Origin of the sequence: Streptomyces silaceus, from assembly GCF_001419745.1 — a bacterium.
GTDB lineage: Bacteria > Actinomycetota > Actinomycetes > Streptomycetales > Streptomycetaceae > Streptomyces > Streptomyces silaceus.
Window position 1 is genome coordinate 34,721 of sequence record NZ_LIRJ01000193.1, and the last position, 19,910, is coordinate 54,630.

General features: G+C 73.1%; 24 protein-coding genes. 19 read left to right on the top strand and 5 right to left on the bottom strand.

The window, feature by feature from the left end; translation table 11 throughout:
• The first annotated feature begins 45 nt into the window (after window positions 1-45).
• The 3 genes from AOK22_RS19220 (at window position 46) to AOK22_RS19230 (ending at window position 2,722) form a co-directional block, all read left to right on the top strand.
• Window positions 46-1,080 (top strand): ABC transporter ATP-binding protein, encoded by a 1,035-nt coding sequence (locus tag AOK22_RS19220; protein ID WP_237773198.1) that lies wholly within the window; start codon window positions 46-48, stop codon window positions 1,078-1,080.
• A 99-nt stretch (window positions 1,081-1,179) separates the two neighbouring features.
• On the top strand, window positions 1,180-2,001 hold the full coding sequence (locus tag AOK22_RS19225; protein ID WP_107101973.1) for an ABC transporter permease: 822 nt from the start codon (window positions 1,180-1,182) through the stop codon (window positions 1,999-2,001).
• Window positions 2,002-2,035: 34 nt separating this feature from the next.
• The gene (locus AOK22_RS19230) at window positions 2,036-2,722 is read left to right on the top strand and encodes a DUF2567 domain-containing protein (RefSeq protein ID WP_079036673.1); all 687 of its coding nucleotides are present in this window, start codon (window positions 2,036-2,038) and stop codon (window positions 2,720-2,722) included.
• A 232-nt stretch (window positions 2,723-2,954) separates the two neighbouring features.
• Here the strand turns inward: AOK22_RS19230 and ybaK are convergent, their stop codons facing one another.
• From ybaK to AOK22_RS19250, 4 genes are all read right to left on the bottom strand, one after another.
• Window positions 2,955-3,455: a Cys-tRNA(Pro) deacylase gene (ybaK, locus tag AOK22_RS19235; protein ID WP_055699914.1), complete on the bottom strand. Its 501-nt coding sequence runs from the start codon at window positions 3,453-3,455 to the stop codon at window positions 2,955-2,957.
• Between the two features lie 16 nt (window positions 3,456-3,471).
• Complete coding sequence (locus tag AOK22_RS19240) at window positions 3,472-4,209, bottom strand: LON peptidase substrate-binding domain-containing protein (RefSeq protein ID WP_055699915.1); 738 nt, start codon at window positions 4,207-4,209, stop codon at window positions 3,472-3,474.
• A gap of 11 nt (window positions 4,210-4,220) precedes the next feature.
• A complete protein-coding gene (locus AOK22_RS19245) occupies window positions 4,221-5,192 on the bottom strand; it encodes a hypothetical protein (protein WP_055699938.1) in 972 nt (323 codons plus the stop codon).
• A gap of 320 nt (window positions 5,193-5,512) precedes the next feature.
• The gene (locus AOK22_RS19250) at window positions 5,513-7,027 is read right to left on the bottom strand and encodes an oxidoreductase (protein ID WP_244164881.1); all 1,515 of its coding nucleotides are present in this window, start codon (window positions 7,025-7,027) and stop codon (window positions 5,513-5,515) included.
• Between the two features lie 253 nt (window positions 7,028-7,280).
• Here AOK22_RS19250 and hisD point away from each other — a divergent pair, with 253 nt between their 5' ends.
• The 10 genes from hisD to AOK22_RS19300 all read left to right on the top strand — a co-directional run bounded on the left by hisD (window position 7,281) and on the right by AOK22_RS19300 (window position 14,992).
• On the top strand, window positions 7,281-8,606 hold the full coding sequence (hisD, locus tag AOK22_RS19255; RefSeq protein ID WP_055699917.1) for a histidinol dehydrogenase: 1,326 nt from the start codon (window positions 7,281-7,283) through the stop codon (window positions 8,604-8,606).
• Entirely contained in the window at window positions 8,603-9,709 is a 1,107-nt protein-coding gene (locus tag AOK22_RS19260; RefSeq protein ID WP_055699918.1) for a histidinol-phosphate transaminase, read from the top strand. Before hisD ends, AOK22_RS19260 begins: the two co-directional genes overlap by 4 nt.
• Before the next feature lie 5 nt (window positions 9,710-9,714).
• On the top strand, window positions 9,715-10,308 hold the full coding sequence (gene hisB, locus AOK22_RS19265; protein WP_055699919.1) for an imidazoleglycerol-phosphate dehydratase HisB: 594 nt from the start codon (window positions 9,715-9,717) through the stop codon (window positions 10,306-10,308).
• Window positions 10,309-10,311: 3 nt separating this feature from the next.
• A complete protein-coding gene (locus tag AOK22_RS41920; RefSeq protein ID WP_055699920.1) occupies window positions 10,312-10,476 on the top strand; it encodes a hypothetical protein in 165 nt (54 codons plus the stop codon).
• A 17-nt stretch (window positions 10,477-10,493) separates the two neighbouring features.
• Window positions 10,494-11,135: an imidazole glycerol phosphate synthase subunit HisH gene (gene hisH / locus AOK22_RS19275; protein ID WP_055699921.1), complete on the top strand. Its 642-nt coding sequence runs from the start codon at window positions 10,494-10,496 to the stop codon at window positions 11,133-11,135.
• On the top strand, window positions 11,132-11,857 hold the full coding sequence (gene priA / locus AOK22_RS19280) for a bifunctional 1-(5-phosphoribosyl)-5-((5-phosphoribosylamino)methylideneamino)imidazole-4-carboxamide isomerase/phosphoribosylanthranilate isomerase PriA (protein WP_055699922.1): 726 nt from the start codon (window positions 11,132-11,134) through the stop codon (window positions 11,855-11,857). Before hisH ends, priA begins: the two co-directional genes overlap by 4 nt.
• A complete protein-coding gene (locus AOK22_RS19285) occupies window positions 11,854-12,252 on the top strand; it encodes a RidA family protein (protein ID WP_055699923.1) in 399 nt (132 codons plus the stop codon). The genes priA and AOK22_RS19285 overlap by 4 nt, the downstream gene beginning before the upstream one ends.
• The gene (gene hisF, locus AOK22_RS19290; RefSeq protein ID WP_055699924.1) at window positions 12,249-13,004 is read left to right on the top strand and encodes an imidazole glycerol phosphate synthase subunit HisF; all 756 of its coding nucleotides are present in this window, start codon (window positions 12,249-12,251) and stop codon (window positions 13,002-13,004) included. Before AOK22_RS19285 ends, hisF begins: the two co-directional genes overlap by 4 nt.
• 126 nt (window positions 13,005-13,130) lie before the next feature.
• Window positions 13,131-13,730 carry an ArsR/SmtB family transcription factor gene (locus AOK22_RS19295; protein WP_055699925.1) on the top strand — a complete coding sequence of 200 codons (600 nt, stop codon included), beginning with the start codon at window positions 13,131-13,133 and terminating at the stop codon, window positions 13,728-13,730.
• A gap of 11 nt (window positions 13,731-13,741) precedes the next feature.
• A complete protein-coding gene (locus tag AOK22_RS19300; protein WP_055699926.1) occupies window positions 13,742-14,992 on the top strand; it encodes an MFS transporter in 1,251 nt (416 codons plus the stop codon).
• Window positions 14,993-15,028: 36 nt separating this feature from the next.
• Here AOK22_RS19300 and AOK22_RS19305 read toward each other — a convergent pair whose 3' ends face one another.
• Window positions 15,029-15,664, bottom strand: coding sequence for a TIGR03085 family metal-binding protein (locus AOK22_RS19305; RefSeq protein WP_055699927.1), 636 nt, complete (start codon window positions 15,662-15,664; stop codon window positions 15,029-15,031).
• Window positions 15,665-15,746: 82 nt separating this feature from the next.
• Here AOK22_RS19305 and hisI point away from each other — a divergent pair, with 82 nt between their 5' ends.
• The 6 genes from hisI to AOK22_RS19335 form a co-directional block, all read left to right on the top strand.
• The gene (gene hisI / locus AOK22_RS19310; RefSeq protein ID WP_055699928.1) at window positions 15,747-16,133 is read left to right on the top strand and encodes a phosphoribosyl-AMP cyclohydrolase; all 387 of its coding nucleotides are present in this window, start codon (window positions 15,747-15,749) and stop codon (window positions 16,131-16,133) included.
• Window positions 16,134-16,144: 11 nt separating this feature from the next.
• Window positions 16,145-17,653: an anthranilate synthase component I gene (locus AOK22_RS19315; protein ID WP_055699929.1), complete on the top strand. Its 1,509-nt coding sequence runs from the start codon at window positions 16,145-16,147 to the stop codon at window positions 17,651-17,653.
• Window positions 17,654-17,660: 7 nt separating this feature from the next.
• Window positions 17,661-18,308, top strand: coding sequence for a TIGR02234 family membrane protein (locus tag AOK22_RS19320; protein ID WP_055699930.1), 648 nt, complete (start codon window positions 17,661-17,663; stop codon window positions 18,306-18,308).
• Between the two features lie 106 nt (window positions 18,309-18,414).
• Window positions 18,415-18,636 carry an HGxxPAAW family protein gene (locus tag AOK22_RS19325; protein ID WP_055699931.1) on the top strand — a complete coding sequence of 74 codons (222 nt, stop codon included), beginning with the start codon at window positions 18,415-18,417 and terminating at the stop codon, window positions 18,634-18,636.
• A gap of 158 nt (window positions 18,637-18,794) precedes the next feature.
• A complete protein-coding gene (locus AOK22_RS19330) occupies window positions 18,795-19,220 on the top strand; it encodes a DUF2752 domain-containing protein (protein WP_055699932.1) in 426 nt (141 codons plus the stop codon).
• A gap of 144 nt (window positions 19,221-19,364) precedes the next feature.
• Window positions 19,365-19,910 (top strand): indole-3-glycerol phosphate synthase TrpC (locus AOK22_RS19335; RefSeq protein ID WP_055699933.1); only part of this gene is annotated, 546 nt, incomplete at its 3' end.

The following is a 19,910-nucleotide window of genomic DNA, read 5'->3' on the forward strand; positions in this document are numbered from 1 at the left end:
CCCCGGGCGTCGTTCATGGCCGCGGACCCCGTAGTCTCGTCCTTCGTGAGTACGCGCCCGGCACCGGCAGTCCGACAGGGGCTCCGCAAGGAACACGGCATCGACGCCGTCTGTACGGTGCGCGACCTGGTCAAGACGTATCCCGCCGCCCGGTCCCGGCGCGGCAGGCCCGCCACGCCCGAGGTCCGCGCCACCGACGGGATCTGCCTGACGGTCGGGCGCGGCGAGATCTTCGGACTGCTCGGGCCCAACGGCGCCGGCAAGTCCACCCTCGTACGCCAGCTGACCGGCCTCATGCGGCCCGACGGCGGGGCCGTCGAGATCCTCGGCCACGACATCGTGCGCCACCCCGAGCGGGCCGCGCGGATCCTCGCCTATCTGGGGCAGGAGTCCACCGCGCTCGACGAGCTGACCGTGTCGCTCGCCGTCGAGACGACCGGGCGGCTGCGGGGGCTCGACGTGCGGCAGGCGCGGGCCGAACGGGACGGGGTCCTCGACGAGCTGGGGCTCGCGCCGCTGGCCTCGCGTCCGCTGAAGAAGCTGTCCGGCGGACAGCGCAGGCTCGCCTGCTTCGCCACCGCGCTGGTGGGGGAGCGGCAGCTGCTCGTCCTGGACGAGCCGACCACCGGGATGGACCCCGTCGCGCGCCGCGCCGTCTGGTCGGCGATCGACCGGCGGCGGGCCGAGCGCGGGACGACGGTGCTCCTGGTGACCCACAACGTCATCGAGGCCGAGACCGTGCTCGACCGGGTCGCGGTGCTCGACCGGGGCAAGGTCATCGCCTGCGACACCCCGGCGGGGCTCAAGGAGAAGGTCGCGGACGAGGTGCGGGTGGAGCTGGTGTGGCGGGAGCGGGCGCCGCTCGACGTCCCCGAGGTCGCCGCGCTGCGGTCCTCCGCGGTGGAGTCGGGCAGGCGCTGGTCCCTGCGGCTCGCGCCCGACGAGGCACGGGCCGCCGTCGCCGCGGTGACCGGCGGGGCCGCGTTCGCCGCCCTGGACGACTTCACGCTGGCCACGCCGAGCCTGGAGGACGTCTATCTCGCGTTGGGCGGGAGCGGACGGGGGCTGGTGAAGGCGTGACCACCGCTGCCGGTCCGTCGGCGCGCATCGTGGTGCGCGTCCCGACGAGCAGGAAGAGCTCGTCTCGATGAGCAGGAAGAGCTACAGAAGGGTTGTCCGGTGAGTGCGGTTCCCCTGGAGGCCGCGGTGCGAGCCGACGTGGGCCGGGCGGAGGACGTCGGAGGGCCGGCGCCGCTCGGGCCTCCCGTGCGGCTGTTCCCCGCGCTCTCGGCCGTGTACAGGGCCCAGCTGTCCCGGGCGCGGGTCGCGCGGATCCCGCTGCTCTTCGTGGCGACCTTCCAGTCCGTCGGGATCATGATCCTGATGCGGGGCGTCGTCGACGGGGGCGGGGAGGCGCGCGCGGTCGTCGCCGGGTCGTCCGTGCTCGTCGTCGCCTTCGTCGCGCTCAACCTGCTCGCCCAGTACTTCGGGCAGCTCCGCGCCGACGGCGGCCTCGACCACTACGCCACGCTCCCCGTGCCGCCCGCCGCCGTGGTCCTGGGCGCCGCTGCCGCGTACGCCTCGTTCACGGTGCCCGGCACCTTCGTCACGGCGATCGTCGGGTGCGCGCTCTTCGGGCTGCCGCTCACCCATCTGTGGGTGCTCGTCGCGGTGATCCCGCTCGCCGGTGCCGCCCTCGCCGGGCTCGGCGCGGCCCTCGGGCTGCTCGCGCCCCGCCCCGAACTGGCCACCTTGCTCGGTCAGATGGGCATGTCGGCGGCGCTGCTGCTCGGCGTGCTGCCGGCCGACCGCATGCCGGCGCTGCTCCAGTACGCGCGTGACCTGCTGCCCTCGACGTACGGCGTGGAGGCCTTCGCCCGTACGTTCGGACCGGATCCCGACTGGGCCGTCGTCGCCCTCGATCTGGCGGTCTGCGCGGGGGTCGGGGTGGTCTCGCTGGCCGTCGCCACCTGGGCGTACCGCCGGGCGGCCGTCCGGTGACGCGCCCCACAGGGAGTGCTGGCACGATGTGGGGGTGACCGCACCGCTGACACCCTCCCAACCGCCGCACCACCAACCCCCGCACGACCCCTGGCAGGCAGTCGCGCAGCCGTCGGGAGGCATGCCTCCTCACGGACACGAGGAGGACGGTCCCGGTATGAAGACCGAAGTGCGGCAGGCCGCGGTGATCGCGGTCGCGGTGGCCGCGAGCGGCATCCTGCTCGGACTGCTGTGGATGTGGCTCGCCCCGCGGGTCCCGCTCATCTCGGACGGCGAGGCGGTGTACCTCAAGGACACCGAGGGCGAGCAGGCGATCGGCGTGGACGGGACGTTCACGATGCTCGCGCTGGGGTTCGGCGCCGTCAGCGGCGCCGTCGTCTTCCTGCTGCGCAAGCGCGGCGGCATCCCGCTGGTCGTCGGCCTCGCGCTCGGCAGCCTGCTCGGCGCGCTCCTGGCCTGGTGGGCCGGCATCCTGCTCGGCCCCGAGACGGACGTCGTGGCGCACGCCAAGGCCATCGGGAAGGGCGTCGTCTTCGACGCGCCGCTCGAACTGAAGGCCAAGGGCACGCTCCTCGCCTGGCCGGTGGCCGCGCTGGCCGTGCACCTCGGCCTCACCGCGCTGTTCGGTCCGCGGGACCCGGATCCCTACGCCGTGCCGCCGACGGCCTATGAAGGCCCCCGCAGCGACGACTACCCCGAGGGCATGAACCCGGGTTCCTGAGTGAGTCCGGTGAGGACAGCGAGTCCCGTGAGGACAGTGAGGACGGGGACAGGAGGTGCGAGCCCGCCCTAGGCGGGCCGCTTCCCGTGGTTGGCCTTGCGCTTCTTGGCCCGCCACTTGCGCATGCGCGTCTTCTTCGACATGCCCTCGGTACTAGTCCCGCGCGGGGCCGGTGTCGAGGGCGCTTTCACGTCGTACGTACGTACGCGCGCGAGGCGGCGCACGCGGCCCGTCAGGCCCGGCCGATCGGGGCGAGCACCGCGCCCGTGAGCGCCGCGAGGTCGCCCGGCGCCAGCTCCACCTCCAGGCCCCGGCGGCCCGCCGAGACGCAGATGGTGGCGTGCGCCGACGCCGAGTCGTCCAGGACCGTGCGCAGCCTCTTGCGCTGGCCGAGCGGGGAGATGCCGCCCCGCACGTACCCCGTGGTGCGCTCGGCGGCGGCCGGGTCGGCCATCACGGCGCGCTTGCCCGAGACCGCGGCGGCCAGCGCCTTCAGGTCCAGGGATCCCGCGACGGGCACGACGGCCACGGTGAGCTCGCCGTCGACCTCGGCGACCAGCGTCTTGAAGACCCGGTCGGGGGAGACGCCCATCGCCTCGGCGGCCTCCTCGCCGTACGAGGGGTGGGACGGGTCGTGCTCGTAGGAGTGGACGGTGAAGTCGGTGCCCGCCGCGGTCAGGGCGACCGTCGCAGGGGTGCCCCCCGCCTGCTGTTTCTTCTGCTTCTTCGCCAAGGTACCGGTGCCTTCGTCAGTTGAGGCTGGTCGTCCCGCGGGTGAGGTCGATCGCGGGCAGCGACGGCAGATTACGGATGATCGCGGTCTCGGCGCGCAGCATTTTCAGCTCGTCCCGCAGCCGCGCCGCCGTGTCCGGCGCCTCCAGGAGCCGCTGCTTGGTCGGGGTGTCGAGGACGGCCGCCGCGGCCACCAGGTACGACACGACCGACGGGTCGTCCGGCAGCTCGGCCCCCGTCGACAGCGAACGCTCCCGCGCCCCGGCCAGCCGCTTCTGGTACGAGCGGAAGGCCCGCAGGACCCCCTCGGCCAGCGCGCCCGCGCCGTCGCCGGCCTCCTCGGGCACCTCCTCGACCTCCGCGGTCAGGAAGGCGCCGGAGGAGTCCACCGAGCGGATGCGCACACGCGTCGTGCCCGTGGCGAGGACCTCGAAGCCGCCGTCGGGGCGCTCCCTGATCGTCGCCGCGTCCGCCACGCAGCCCATGCCGTGGAAGGCCTTGAGCGGGTCCTCGCCGAAGCCCGCGGCGGGCCCGTGCTCGGGCAGCGCCGTCTGGTCGGGGAACCCGGGCGCGCTCGGTGCCACCTCCAGGCCGTCGCGGATCGCGACCACGGCGAAGCGGCGCTGCTCCTCCTCGGGGGTCTTGAGCAGTTCGCGCATCATGGCGCGATATCGCTCCTCGAAGACGTTCAGCGGCAGCACGAGGCCGGGGAACAGCACCGAGTTGAGCGGGAAGAGCGGAAGCCGGGTCGTCACGACCGGAAAGCCTAATGCTCGTCGGAGCGGTCACGTCCGCCCGGAGTGCGCAGCGGGGTCATCGACGCCACTTCGATGCGGACGCCGTCGCGCAGTTCCAGGAACTGGCCGAGCGGATCCTCCGCCATCCGGTCCCACGGGAAGGACGTCGCGTACGGGCCGATCAGGCGGAGCTGTTCGAGGGCGTCCTCCCAGCGTTCCAGGCGGACCAGGACGTAGGTGAGGAGGTTGCGGACCTCGGCGGGCCAGGGGTCCCCGGCCGCGTACTCCCGGGACAGGCCGATCGCGAGGTCGGCGGCGGCGTCCAGGCGGTCGCGGGGCACCTTTCCCGAGGGGCTGGTCAGATAGGCGAAGGCGGCACGGGCGGGGAGTACCTGTATCAACGAGCCGGGCAGCGCGTCGGCGGCGGCGCGCTCGGCGAAGTCGAAGCACTCGCGGTGCGAGCCGTACCAGGCGGCCGACAGGTACTGCAGGGCGGAGGCGTGGCAGCCGTAGTGGTACGAGGAGCGGCGCACCGCCTCCTCCCACAGCCGCTCGAAGACGGTGTGCGAGGCGTGCGTGCCGCGCGCGTGGTCGAGGGCGATCCGCCAGGGCACCGGGTCGCGCGGGTCGGCCTCGGCGGCGGCGGTCAGCAGCGGGCCCGCCTCGCGCAGGAGTTCGGCGCGGGCCGGTGATTCCCAGCCGCGGACGACCGCGAGCTCGGCCTTGACGAGCAGGGCGTCCGGGTCGTGCGGGGACGCGCCGAGCCAGGCGTCGAACCACTCGGGGCGGGAGCGGGCGAACGCGGCGAGCCGCATGGTGTAGCGGTCGCGGTTCTCCCACTCGGCGGCCTCGCGGGTGGTGGCGAGGACCTTGGCGGCCGGGCCGTGGTCGCCCCGGCCCGCGGCCACGAGCGCGGGGGCGAGCCGGTCGTCGGGCACGTCGAGGAGTACCTCGTCGTCCGGCGGCAGACCGGCGGCGAGCCGCGGGGTGTGCCGGACCATGCGGGCGGTACGGATGAAGGCACGCAGCACCGTGCCCTCCTTTGCGCCTCAACCGGCGCCCGCTGGCGCGGGGTGCCGGTCACCGTGATGGTTGCTCAATTGTTGGTTGCGCAGGGATGACGGTCAAAGGGCGGTGAAGGTTGCCTGCCGTCGCATAACGGTCCGGCGACGGTGTCCGGGGCGGCGATTTCCGGCCGCGGGGCGGTGCGACGGGGGAGTGGCCGGGCCTCGGCCGCCCCGCCGTCACGGGGCCGAAGGCGCCGCCACCCGTCGGATTCCGGCCGACGGCCGTGCCGAGGGGCGCCGCGCCGGCGACGGCCTCAGCTGCGGCGCAGCAGCCGCGTCGCCCCCGCCGCGACCGTCGTCGCCAGGATCCAGCCCAGCAGGATCAGGACCGTCGAGAACCACTGCCAGCCGCCGTTGAGCTGCCAGTAGTTGTCCTGGCCGAGGTCGATGACGGGGAGCAGCAGGTCGAGGGCGAAGAGCGCGGGGTTCCAGTTCGGGTGCTCGCCCGGTTTGATCGCCGGGTGCGCGGCGCGCGAGAAGGCCACCGTGCTGACCGCCCACAGCACCGCCATCCAGACCGCGGCCCGGCCGGGGCGGTAGCCGTACGCGACCGTCCAGTCCTGCGCGTACCCCCACAGCTTCGCCGCCAGCGGCAGCGTCTCGCGGCGGCGGCGCTGCTTGGCGAGGAGCACCTCGCGGGCGTCGGCGTCCTCGCCGCCGTTGCGCAGGACGGTGGCGAGCTTCTCGTACGGCTCGGGGTTGTACTCGGCGGTCGCGGCCGCCACCCAGGCCAGGCGCCGGGAGAGCGGGAAGCTGCCCTGGGGGACGAGGTTCTCGTAGGTGAAGCCGCCCATCTGGAGGCCGCCGGGCCCCGGCCAGCTCGCCGCCCGGTCGATCAGGTTGACGATCTTCGCGCCGGAGAGCACGACCTTGCCGCGCTGCGGCGCCTCGCCCAGGAAGCGCAGCTCGGGCGTCTGGACGCGGCGCAGCGAGATCTCCTGGTCGTTCTGGAGCGCGAAGCGGGCCTGCGCGAAGTCGATGGCGTCGCCGAAGCGTCCGTCGTCCAGGCGGAGGCCGCCCTCGGCCTCGAAGCGCTGTACGCGGGTGCCGCGCGCGGGGGTGGTGCCGCTGGTCTGCGGGGGATTGCCGACGGCGGCGGGCGTCAGGTACAGGGTGCGCTCGACGGTCAGCTGCGGGGCGTTCAGCGCCTGTCTGCCGTACTGGTTGACCAGCTTGCTGCCGCGCAGGCTGAGCGAGACGCCGATCTTGGCGCCGCGCAGGCTCAGCTCGCCGTGCGACTCCATCATCTCGGCCTGCAGGTCCTGGCCGACGGTCAGGCCGTCGCCGGTGATGGAGCGGCCGCGCCGGTCGCGGTAGACCACGGCCTGGTTCAGGAGCAGGTCGGTGCCGATGTGGGCGTCGGTCAGGCGGATGCCGTTGTGGACGCGGCAGCGCGGCAGATGGAGGTCGCCCTCGGTGTGCAGCCGGGCCGCCTCGACGCGCGGGACCGAGCAGTTGACGAGCCGCAGCGTGGTGAAGCGGGCCTCGGGCAGGAGGACCTCCTTCTCGAAGCGGCAGTGCTTCATCTCGGCATACGGGACGACCGTGCCGCCCGCGAGGTCGAGCACGTCGGTGATCTGCACGCCCGCCAGCTTCAGCGAGGAGACCCGGCCGGCCAGCGCGGGCGGCCCGTCGAGCAGCAGCCAGCACACGATGCGCGCCCGCACACTGCGCTCGGGACCCCAGGGATGCCCGCCGTGCGGGTCGTCCGCGGCGGCGTCGCCCGACCTGAGGTCGTAGACGCTGCCGTTGCGGAAGGCCTGCCACATGCCGATCTCGGCGGCGGTCAGCCCGTCCGGCGGGTCGCCGGTGCCGACGTCGTCGACCACTGCTGTCGTCCTCCCCGTTGCCGGCGGCCCGTCCGGTCCGCATACCGGATGGGCACACCTGTTCCTCGTACACCCGTTTAATGCCCGCTCGGTGACCGGCTGAACGCTAGTGGTGCACGGTGTCTCCCGCGCTCCATATCAGCCAGTGATACGGGCGTCCGGTGCCGAAAGAAGGTCTGAGAGAATTGGCCATGTGATCTCTCGAATCGATCTGCGCGGCGAAGCCCTCCCCGAGGGTCCCGCCCTGCGCGCCCTGCTGCCCCGTGCCGACTTCGACGTCGCGGCCGCCCTGGAGAAGGTGCGGCCCATCTGCGAGGACGTGCATCATCGTGGCGACGCGGCGCTGATCGAGTACGCGGAGAAATTCGACGGCGTGCGCCTGGACCGGGTGCGCGTGCCCGCCGCCGCGCTCACCGAGGCGCTGGACGGCCTCGACCCCGAGGTCCGCGCCGCGCTGGAGGAGTCGATCCGGCGCGCCCGCACCGTCCACCGCGCCCAGCGCCGCACGACCGAGCGCACCGAGGTCGCGCCCGGCGGTGTCGTCACCGAGAAGTGGGTCGCCGTCGACCGCGTGGGCCTGTACGCGCCCGGCGGCCGGTCCGTCTACCCGTCCTCCGTGATCATGGACGCGGTCCCGGCGCAGGAGGCCGGTGTGCCCTCCATCGCGCTCGCCTCCCCGGCGCAGAAGGAGTTCGGCGGCCTTCCGCACCCGACGATCCTCGCCGCCTGCGCGCTCCTCGGCATCGACGAGGTGTACGCGGCCGGCGGCGCCACGGCCGTCGCGATGTTCGCGTACGGCACCGACACCTGCGCCCCGGCGAACATGGTCGCCGGCCCCGGCAACATCTGGGTGGCCGCCGCGAAGCGCTACTTCACCGGCAGGATCGGCATCGACGCGGAGGCCGGTCCCACCGAGATCGCCGTCCTCGCCGACGCCACCGCGGACGCCGCGCACGTGGCGTCCGACCTGATCAGCCAGGCCGAGCACGACCCGCTGGCCGCCTCCGTCCTGGTCACCGACTCCGCGGAGCTCGCCGCCGCGGTAGAGGAGGAGCTGGCCGCCCAGGTCGCCGTCTCCAAGCACCGCGTGGAGCGCATCGAGCCCGCCCTGCGCGGCGAGCAGTCCGCGATCGTCCTCGTCGACTCCGTCGAGGACGGCCTCGCCGTGGTCAACGCGTACGGCGCCGAGCACCTGGAGATCCAGACCCGCAACGCCGCCGAGCTGGCCGACCGCGTGCGCAACGCGGGCGCCGTCTTCGTCGGAGCCTGGGCGCCGGTCTCCCTCGGCGACTACTGCGCGGGCTCCAACCACGTCCTGCCGACCGGCGGCTGCGCCTGCCACTCCTCGGGGCTCAGCGTCCAGTCGTTCCTGCGCGGCATTCACGTCGTGGACTACACGCGGGAGGCGCTCGCCGACGTCGCGCAGCACGTGGTGACGCTCGCCGAGGCCGAGGACCTGCCGGCGCACGGCGCGGCGATCAAGGCCCGCTTCGGGTGGAAGGTGCCGGAGAGCAAGTGACCACCATCGACGACCTTCCCGTCCGCGACGAACTGCGCGGCCAGTCCCCCTACGGGGCGCCCCAGCTCGACGTACCCGTCCGTCTGAACACGAACGAGAACCCCTACCCGCTCCCCGAGCCGCTCGTCGAGCGCATCGCCGAGCGGGTGCGCGAGGCCGCCCGCGACCTCAACCGCTACCCCGACCGGGACGCCGTGGAGCTCCGCACGGAGCTGGCGCGCTATCTCACCCGCACCACCGGGCACGAGGTCGCGCTCGCCAACGTCTGGGCGGCCAACGGCTCGAACGAAGTGATCCAGCAGCTGCTGCAGACCTTCGGCGGGCCCGGCCGCACGGCCATCGGCTTCGAGCCCTCGTACTCGATGCACGGGCTCATCGCCCGCGGCACCGGCACCGGCTGGATCTCGGGGCCGCGCCACGACGACTTCACGATCGACGTCGAGGCGGCCACGAAGGCCATCGCCGAGAACCAGCCGGATGTCGTCTTCATCACGACCCCCAACAACCCCACGGGCAACGCCGTCCCGGCCGAGACCGTCCTCGCGCTGTACGACGCGGCGCAGGCCGCGAAGCCGTCGATGGTGGTCGTCGACGAGGCGTACGTCGAGTTCAGCCACGGCGACTCGCTGCTCCCGCTGATCGAGGGACGGCCGCACCTGGTCGTCTCGCGGACCATGTCGAAGGCGTTCGGCGCCGCGGGGCTGCGCCTCGGCTATCTCGCCGCCGCCCCCGCGGTCGTCGACGCGGTGCAGCTGGTGCGCCTGCCGTACCACCTGTCGGCCGTCACGCAGGCCACCGCGCTCGCCGCCCTGGAGCACACGGACACCCTCCTGGGCTACGTGGAGCAGCTCAAGGCCGAGCGCGACCGGCTCGTCGCCGAGCTGCGCGCGATGGGCTACGAAGTGACCGATTCCGACGCCAACTTCGTGCAGTTCGGACGGTTCGCCGACGCGCACGCCGTGTGGCAGCGGATCCTCGACCGGGGCGTCCTGGTCCGGGACAACGGCGTGCCGGGGTGGCTGCGGGTCTCCGCGGGCACCCCCGCCGAAAACGACGCGTTCCTCGATGCGGTACGCGAACTCAAGAAGGAGCAGAGCGCATGACTCGCGTGGGCCGTGTCGGCAGAATCGAAAGAACGACCAAGGAGACCTCCGTCGTCGTCGAGATCGACCTCGACGGGACCGGAAGGGTCGACGTGTCGACCGGGGTCGGCTTCTACGACCACATGCTCGACCAGCTCGGCCGCCACGGCCTCTTCGACCTCACGGTCAAGACCGAGGGCGACCTGCACATCGACTCGCACCACACGATCGAGGACACCGCGCTGGCGCTCGGCGCCGCCTTCAAGCAGGCGCTCGGCGACAAGGTCGGCATCTACCGCTTCGGCAACTGCACGGTCCCGCTGGACGAGTCGCTCGCCCAGGTGACCGTCGACCTCTCCGGCCGTCCCTACCTCGTGCACACCGAGCCCGAGAACATGGCGCCGATGATCGGCTCCTACGACACGACGATGACCCGGCACATCCTGGAGTCCTTCGTCGCCCAGGCGCAGATCGCCCTGCACGTGCACGTACCGTACGGGCGCAACGCCCACCACATCGTGGAGTGCCAGTTCAAGGCCCTCGCCCGCGCCCTGCGGTACGCCGCCGAGCACGACCCGCGCGCGGCCGGCATCCTGCCCTCCACGAAGGGTGCGCTGTAACCGATGAACGGCCTCAACACGATCCTGATCGTCGTCGGTCTCTTCCTGATCGGCGGCGTCATCTCCTTCGTCAAGCAGGGGATGCCCAAGAGCCTGATCACGCTGCTCTCCATCGGCGCCGTGATGTGCCTGGCCGCGGGCATCCTGCGGCTCGACTACTGGAACTGACGGGAGGCGTACGCGAGATGAGCTCTCCCAAGAAGGTCGTCGTCTTCGACTACGGCTTCGGCAACGTCCGCTCCGCCGAGCGAGCCCTGGCGCGCGCGGGAGCCGACGTCGAGATAACGCGCGACTACGACAAGGCCATGAACGCCGACGGGCTGCTCGTCCCCGGCGTCGGCGCCTTCGCCGCCTGCATGAAGGGGCTCAAGGAGGCGCGCGGCGACTGGATCGTCGGCCGCCGGCTGTCCGGCGGCCGCCCGGTCATGGGCATCTGCGTGGGCATGCAGATCCTCTTCGCGCGCGGCATCGAGCACGGCGAGGAGACCGAGGGCCTGGACGAGTGGCCCGGCACGGTCGAGCCGCTGAAGGCGGACATCGTCCCGCACATGGGCTGGAACACCGTCCAGGCCTCCGCGGGGTCCACGCTCTTCGAGGGCCTGGACGACGACGCCCGCTTCTACTTCGTGCACTCCTACGCCGTGCACACCTGGTCCCTCGACGTCGCGAACCCGGTGATGCGCGCCCCGCGCGTCACCTGGTCCACGCACGGCGAGCCCTTCGTGGCCGCCGTCGAGAACGGCGCGCTGAGCGCCACCCAGTTCCACCCCGAGAAGTCCGGCGACGCCGGCGCCCAGCTCCTCACCAACTGGATCGGAACCCTGTGAGCACTCTCGAACTCCTTCCCGCCGTCGACGTCCGCGACGGCCAGGCCGTACGCCTCGTCCACGGCGAGTCCGGCACCGAGACCTCCTACGGCTCGCCGCTGGAGGCCGCCCTCGCCTGGCAGCGGTCGGGCGCCGAGTGGCTGCACCTGGTCGACCTGGACGCCGCGTTCGGCACCGGCGACAACCGCGACCTGATCGCCGAGGTCACCAAGGCGATGGACATCAAGGTCGAGCTGTCCGGCGGCATCCGCGACGACGCCTCGCTGGCCGCCGCCCTCGCCACCGGCTGCACCCGCGTCAACCTCGGCACGGCGGCCCTGGAGACCCCCGACTGGGTCGCCAAGGTCATCGCCGAGCACGGCGACAAGATCGCGGTCGGCCTCGACGTGCGCGGCACGACCCTGCGCGGCCGCGGCTGGACCCGCGACGGCGGCGACCTCTACGAGACGCTGGAGCGCCTCAACTCCGAGGGGTGCGCGCGCTACGTGGTCACCGACATCGCCAAGGACGGCACGCTGCAGGGCCCGAACCTGGAGCTCCTGAAGAACGTCTGCGCGGCCACCGACCGCCCGGTCGTCGCCTCCGGCGGCGTCTCGTCGCTGGACGACCTGCGCGCCATCGCCGAGCTCGTCCCGCTCGGCGTCGAGGGCTCGATCGTCGGCAAGGCGCTCTACGCCAAGGCGTTCACCCTCGAAGAGGCCCTGGAGGCCGTGTCGTCATGAGCGAAGCCGTGCGGCGCGTGCAGAGCGGGTCCCCCTGGGAGGAGTCCATCGGTTTCGCACGCGCCGTCGCGGCGGGCGACCGGGTCCTGGTGGCGGGCACCACGTCGTTCCAGGGCAGTGTCCTGTACGGCGAGGGCGATCCGTACGAACAGGCCAGGGTGGCCTTCACCAACGCCCTTGAGGCGCTCGGCGGGTTCGGGCTCGGCCCCGACGCCGTCATCCGTACGCGGATGTATCTGACCCACGCGCGGGACGTCGACGAGGTCGGCCGCGCCCACCGGGAACTGTTCGGCGCCGTGCGCCCGGTCGCGACCCTGCTGGTCGTCTCCGGGTTCGTGGACCCGCGCATCCTGGTCGAAGTAGAGCTAGAAGCATTCCGAGGAGCAACGACGTGACGCTCGCCGTCCGAGTCATCCCCTGCCTGGACGTGGACAACGGCCGGGTCGTCAAGGGCGTCAACTTCCAGAACCTGCGCGACGCGGGCGACCCCGTCGAGATGGCCAAGGTCTACGACGCCGAGGGCGCCGACGAGCTGACCTTCCTGGACATCACGGCCTCGTCCGGCAACCGCGAGACGACGTACGACGTGGTCCGCCGCACCGCCGAGCAGGTCTTCATCCCGCTGACCGTGGGCGGCGGCGTGCGTACCGCCGAGGACGTCGACAAGCTGCTGCGCGCGGGCGCGGACAAGGTCGGGGTCAACACCGCGGCCATCGCCAGGCCCGACCTGATCCGCGAGATCGCGGAGCGCTTCGGGCGCCAGGTGCTGGTCCTCTCGGTCGACGCGCGGCGGACCGGGTCCGGGTCCTTCGAGGTGACGACCCACGGGGGCCGGCAGTCCGCCGGGATCGACGCCGTCGAATGGGCGCACCGGGCCGCCGAGCTGGGCGCGGGCGAGATCCTGCTCAACTCGATGGACGCCGACGGCACGAAGGACGGCTACGACATCGAGATGATCGAGGCCGTGCGCAAGCACGTCACGGTCCCGGTGATCGCCTCCGGCGGCGCCGGGAAGCTGGAGCACTTCCCGCCGGCCGTCGCGGCGGGCGCGGACGCCGTCCTCGCCGCCTCGGTCTTCCACTTCGGCGATCTGCGGATCGGCGAGGTCAAGGAGACGCTGCGGGAGGCGGGGCACCCGGTGCGGTAGCCCCGCGGCAGGCTCATCGGGCCCCGGTCACCGACGAGGTGGCCGGGGCCTTTGTCCGCCACATCGCAAAAGGAAAGTTGCGCAATATTTGTTGTGCAACTTTTCTTTCGTATCTACGGTGGAGGCATGAGCAGACAGCAGCGCCGCCGCGTCACCGACCTCGGCACCCTCAAGGCCTTCGGCCACCCCCTGCGCCTGAGGCTCTACGGCGCCCTGAAGGTCGCCCCCGGCCGCACCGCCACCGCCTCCCGGCTCGCCGACGAGGTCGACGAGGCCGTCTCGCTCGTCAGCTACCACCTGCGCAAGCTCGCCGAGCACGGACTGATCGAGGAGGCCCCGCAGGCGCAGCGCGGGGACGGCCGCGAGCGCTGGTGGACCCCGGCGCAGGAGACGCTCTCGTTCCACACCGAGGACTTCCAGGACACCCCGGAGAAGGCCGCCACGCTGACCGCCGTGACCCGCGCCCTGCACGCGCAGCGCACCGACCTCCTGGACGTCTGGCTCGGCCACCGCTCGGCCTGGACCCCCGAGTGGCGCAACGCCGCCGACAACTCCGACTTCCTCGCCCGCTTCACCGCCGACGAACTCACCGCGCTCACCGAGGAGTTGCACGCGGTGGTCCGCAGGTACGAGGCACGGGCCAAGGACGCCGAGGAGGCCGGCGACACCGAGGGCCGCGAGAACGTCCTGCTGTTCATGCACTCCTTCCCCTTCCGGTCGCTGTGAGGGGGAGGGCCGTGACCGCCACCGGCATACGCCCGGCCCCCACCGCCGTCGAGCGCCCCGCCCACCGCGACGGCAACGTCCTGCGCTGGCTGACCGCCTACGCCGCCTCGATGATCGGCGACAGCGTCTACTTCCTCGCCCTGTCCTGGGCGGCCACCCGCACCGGCAGCCCCGCCCAGGCCGGCCTCGTCCTCGCCGTCGGTGCCGTGCCGCGCGCGCTCCTCATGCTCGGCGGGGGAGTCGTCGCCGACCGCTTCGGGCCGCGCCGCGTCGTCATCGGCAGCGACGCCGTGCGGTGCCTGGTCATCCTCGGCACGGCCGCCCTGCTCCTCGCCACCACGCCCGGCATCTGGGTCCTCGGCGCGGTCGCCCTCGTCTTCGGCGCGGTGGACGCGCTCTTCATGCCGAGCGTGGGCGCCCTGCCGGCGCGCATCACCGCACCGGGGCAGCTCGCCCGGGTCCAGGGCATGCGCGGCGTCGCGGCCCGCGTCGCCACCGTCACGGGCGGCCCGCTGGGCGGCATCGCGGTCGCGACGGGCGGCTCGGCGGCGGCCTTCGGGCTGGCCGGGGTGCTCTTCGCCGGATCGCTGGCGCTGCTGCTCGCCGTACGCGTACGCGAGCTGCCCGCCGACGACACCGTCAACGGGCCCACCTCCGCCCGGCGCGACCTGGCCGACGGGCTGCGCTACATCCGCGGCCACCGCGTCCTCGCCCCGCTCGTGGTCGTCATAGCCGTCGGCGAGCTGGGATTCTCCGGGCCCGCCAACATCGGCCTCGTGCTGCTCGCCGACGAGCGCGGCTGGGGCGCCTCGGGGCAGGGCTGGATCGTCGCCGGCTTCGGCGCGGGCGCCGGGCTCGCCTCGCTGCTGCTCGCCGTGCGCGGCCGGGTGCCGCGCGCCGGGGCCGTGCTGTCCTGGGTGGCCTTCCCCGGCACGGCGGCACTCGCCGCGCTCGGCTTCGTGCCCTCGGTGGCGGGCGCGGTCGTCGCCGCCCTCGTCCTCGGGGCGCTCCTCGGACTGTGCGGCGCCCTGTGCGGGGCACTCGCCCAGACCGTCGGCGAACCCGCCTACCTGGGCCGCGTCACCGCCGTGATCAGCTTCTTCACCCTGGGCGTCGCCCCGCTCTGCTACCCCGTCGTGGGCGCCGCGATCGGCGTCTGGGGCATCGAGCCGGTGTTCGTGGCGTGCGCCGCGCTGAGCGCGGCCGGCGGCGTGATCGGCCTGTGCTCGAAGCCGCTGAGGCAGGCGGAACTCCCGCGCTGAGCATGGCCGTTCAGCGGGACCCGGCGGGAGGAGCGCTCACAGCCCCAGCCGCTTCGTCTCGTGCAGCGCCGCGACCGCCTCCTTGTCGCCCTCCAGCTGGACGTCGGCGACCTCCTGCCTCCCGTACGCGAACATCAGGAGCTCCGCGGGCTCGCCGGTCACCGTCACCACCGGCGCGCCCCGGTGCGCCACCACCGTCTGCCCGTCCGGGCGGCGCAGCACCAGCCCCACCGGCGCCTTGCGGCCCACCAGCCGGGCCGTGCGCTCCAGCCGGGACCACAGGGAGTCCGAGAAGACCCGGTCGAGCTCGCGCGGCGTCCAGTCCGGCTGCGCCCGGCGCACGTCCTCGGTGTGGACGTAGAACTCCACGGCGTTCGACAGCTCGTCGACCTGCTTCAGGGCGAACGGCGAGAAGCGCGGCGGCCCCGTTCTGATCAGCTGGATCAGTTCCTCGTACGGCTTCGCGGCGAACTCGGCCTGCACCCGCTCCAGGCGCCCCGCGAGCTGTTTGACCAGGATCCCGCCCGCGGCGTCCACGCGGCGCTCGCGCACCACCACATGGGCCGCGAGATCACGGGTCTTCCAGCCCTCGCACAGGGTCGCGGCCTCCGGGCCCTGCGCCTCCAGGAGATCGGCGAGCAGAAGTCGTTCACGCTTCGCATGGGTCGACATGCCGGCCAGCCTACGACCGCCCACCCCGTCCGGACAGTGGACGCCTTCGGGAGGGCCCCGGCGGGCGCGGCACAATGGGCCCATGACCAGCGTGCCCCCGCCCAGCAGCAGCCTCGACCCGGAGATCGCCGCCCGCCTCAAGCGCAGCGCCGACGGCCTCCTCCCCGCCATCGCCCAGCAGTACGACACCGGTGAGGTGCTGATGCTCGGCTGGATGGACGACGAGGCGCTGCACCGCACCCTCACCACGGGGCGCTGCACCTACTGGTCGCGCAGCCGCCAGGAGTACTGGGTCAAGGGCGACACCTCCGGCCACTTCCAGTACGTCAAGGAGGTCGCCCTGGACTGCGACGCGGACACCGTCCTCGTCCAGGTCGACCAGGTCGGCCCGGCCTGCCACACCGGCACGCGCACCTGCTTCGACTCCGACGTGCTTCCGGTGTCGGGCGTGCCGTCGCCCGGTCAGTAGGGTCTGACGCCATGGACCTCGAGACCTTCCGCAAGCTGGCGGCCGACCGCCGCGTGATCCCCGTCAGCCGCAGGCTCCTCGCGGACGGCGACACCCCCGTCGGCCTCTACCGCAAGCTCGCCGCCGAGCGCCCCGGCACCTTCCTCCTCGAATCCGCCGAGAACGGCCGTTCCTGGTCCCGCTACTCCTTCGTCGGCGTCCGCAGCGCCGCCACCCTCACCGTCCGCGACGGCGAGGCCCACTGGCTGGGCAGCCCGCCCGTCGGCGTCCCCACCTCCGGCGACCCGCTCGCCGCGCTGCGCGCCACCGTCGAGATGCTGCACACCCCGCGCGACGTCGTCAGCGCCGACCAACTCCCGCCCTTCACCGGCGGCATGGTCGGCTACCTCGGCTACGACATCGTGCGCCGCCTGGAGAAGATCGGCCCGGGGGAGCGCGACGACCTGAGGCTCCCCGAGCTGACGATGCTGCTCACCAGCGACCTCGCCGTCCTCGACCACTGGGACGGCTCGGTCCTCCTGATCGCCAACGCGATCAACCACAACGACCTCGACACCGGGGTCGACGAGGCCTACGCCGACGCGGTCGCCCGCCTCGACGCCATGGAGGCCGACCTCTCCCGCGCCGTCTCCCAGCCCCCGGCCGCCCTGCCGCCCTCCGAACTCCCCGAGTACACCGCGCTGTGGGGCGGCGTGCAGTACCAGGAGGCCGTCGAGGACATCAAGGAGCGCATCCGGGCCGGCGAGGCCTTCCAGGTCGTGCCCTCGCAGCGCTTCGAGACCCCGTGCACGGCCAGTGCGCTCGACGTCTACCGCGTGCTGCGGGCCACCAACCCCTCGCCGTACATGTACCTCTTCCGCCTCGACGGATTCGACGTGGTCGGCTCCTCGCCCGAGGCCCTCGTCAAGGTCGAGGACGGGCACGCGATGGTCCACCCCATCGCCGGCACCCGGCACCGCGGCGCCACCCCGCAGGAGGACCAGGCGCTCGCCGACGAGCTGCTCGCCGACCCCAAGGAACGCGCCGAGCACCTGATGCTCGTCGACCTCGGCCGCAACGACCTGGGCCGGGTCTGCACCCCCGGCTCCGTCGAGGTCGTCGACTTCATGTCCATCGAGAAGTACTCCCACGTCATGCACATCGTGTCGACGGTCACCGGAGAGGTCGCCGAGGGCCGCACCGCCTTCGACGTGCTCACCGCCTGCTTCCCCGCGGGCACGCTCTCCGGCGCCCCCAAGCCGCGCGCGATGCAGATCATCGACGAACTGGAGCCGTCCCGGCGCGGCCTGTACGGCGGCTGCGTCGGCTACCTCGACTTCGCCGGCGACTCCGACACCGCCATCGCCATCCGCACCGCCCTCCTCCGCGACGGCACGGCATACGTGCAGGCCGGGGCCGGGGTCGTCGCCGACTCCGACCCCGTCGCCGAGGACACCGAGTGCCGCAACAAGGCCGCCGCCGTGCTCCGCGCCATCCACACGGCGAACCGCCTGCACACCGGTTCGACCCGTGAGGGATAGTGGACGGGTGACTTCTGCAGTACCACCGCCCCGTACCGAGAACCCGTCGGAGAGCCCGGACCGGCGCGGCAGCCGGCGCAGCATCGCCGTCGCGCTGCTGCTCGGCGCCGTCGGCGCGGCCCTCGCGCTGCTCGCGTCCCGCCAGGCCTGGGCCCACGGGACCGTCTCGGTGGCCGGAGGCGACCTGCCGCTGACCGCCAAGGGCGGCGACGTCACGGGCGTGCCCGCGGCGCTCGCCGTCGTGGGCCTCGCCGCCCTCGTCGCGGTCTTCGCGGTCCGCCGCGCCGGCCGCGTCCTGGTCTCCCTGCTGCTCGCCCTCAGCGGCGCGGGCACGGTGGCCGCCGCCCTGCTCGGCGCCGGTGACCGCGACGCCCTCGACGAGAAGGCCGCGACGGCCTCCGGCGACGCCGCCGCCACCATCGGTGACCTCAGCCACACCGGCTGGCCCTACGCGGCGGCCGCCGCGGGCGCGCTGCTCCTGGTCGCCGGGGTGGTCGCGCTCACCTGCGGCCGTTCCTGGCCCGCCATGTCGGGGCGCTACGAACGCGACGGCACGCCGACGCCCCGCAAGGCCCGCCGCGCCCCCGACCCCGACCGGCCCGAGGAGCTGTGGAAGGCCCTCGACCGGGGCGAGGACCCGACGCGCGAAGCGTGACCCCGCGCTCAAGGCATACGCCCGAGTACGGGACAATGGAGCCGAGCGTCCGACTCGCGATGGGCCATCCACCCATCACCCCGCATACAGCAACGAGGAGCAAGTCATGGCCAGCCACGGACACACCCCGGCCGCCTGGACCGGTGTCATCATCGCCTTCATCGGTTTCTGCGTCGCGGGTGCCTTCATGGTGATGGCCAACGTGCCCGGCTTCTGGGCCGGCATGGCGATCATCGCGATCGGCGGCCTCGTGGGCGGCGCCATGCGCATGGCCGGCCTGGGCCAGGCCAAGCGCCCGCAGCGCCAGGTCGCGGGCTCCGAGAGCTGACCTTCCTCGTACGCGAAGAGGCGGTCCGGCGACAGCCGGGCCGCCTCTTTCGTGCGTCCGCGTCCGGCTGCGTGGCCGCGCCGTCCGGTCGTGTGGCTCCGCCGTCCGGCGCCCGCGTCCATCGGGCGACACGCCCCCGCGCGGGGCAGAATGCACGGGTGACCGCCGACACCGAGAGCGCCGCGCCCGCCGTCCTGACCCGCCTGCTCGTGCCGGCCGGTGTGCTCGCCGCGGTCGCCGGGGCCTTCGCCTACGTCGGCGCCGTCGACCCGAACGAACCGGGCCACTATCCCGCCTGCCCGCTCCTGCGCCTCACCGGCATCTACTGCCCCGGCTGCGGCGGTCTGCGCAGCGCCCACGCCTTCATCCACGGCGACGTCACGGCGGCCCTCGGCGCCAACGCGCTCGCCGTCGTCGGGTACGGCCTGTTCGCGGTCGTGTGGACCGCGTGGGTGGTCCGGCTGGTGCGAGGGAGGCCGGTGCGAATCGAGTTGGGCACGGCGCAGCTGTGGGCCGTCGGGGTGGTCGTCGCGCTGTTCACGCTCGTCCGCAACCTGCCGTTCGGGTCGTGGCTGCACCCTTGAATCCGCAGGCTGCGAGCCCGATGGATGTCCATTTCGTGGGACGGGCGTCAACCGGATGCGGGGCCTTCGCCCTCCTGCGGATACCATCGCAGTGACCAGCTTGAACGTCAGCTTCTTCAACCGTCAGGGAAGGGGGCCGCTCGCGTGAGTGTGCTCGACGAGATCATCGACGGAGTCCGTGCCGACCTCGCGGAGCGGCAGGCGCGCGTCAGCCTCGACGAGCTCAAGGAGCGTGCGGCCAAGGCTCCCGCGGCCAAGGACGGCGCGGCGGCCCTGCGGGGCGACGGCGTCAAGGTCATCTGTGAGGTCAAGCGCTCCAGCCCCTCCAAGGGCGCGCTCGCCGCGATCGCCGACCCGGCCGGCCTCGCCGCCGACTACGAGGCGGGCGGCGCCGCCGTCATCTCCGTGCTCACCGAGGAGCGCCGCTTCGGCGGCTCGCTCGCCGACCTGGAGGCCGTCCGCGCCAAGGTCGACATCCCGGTGCTGCGCAAGGACTTCATCGTCACCTCGTACCAGCTGTGGGAGGCCAGGGCGTACGGCGCCGACCTCGCGCTGCTGATCGTGGCCGCCCTGGAGCAGCCCGCCCTCGAATCGCTCATCGAGCGCGCCGAGTCGATCGGCCTCACGCCGATCGTCGAGGTGCACGACGAGGACGAGGCCGAGCGGGCCGTGGACGCGGGCGCCCGCGTC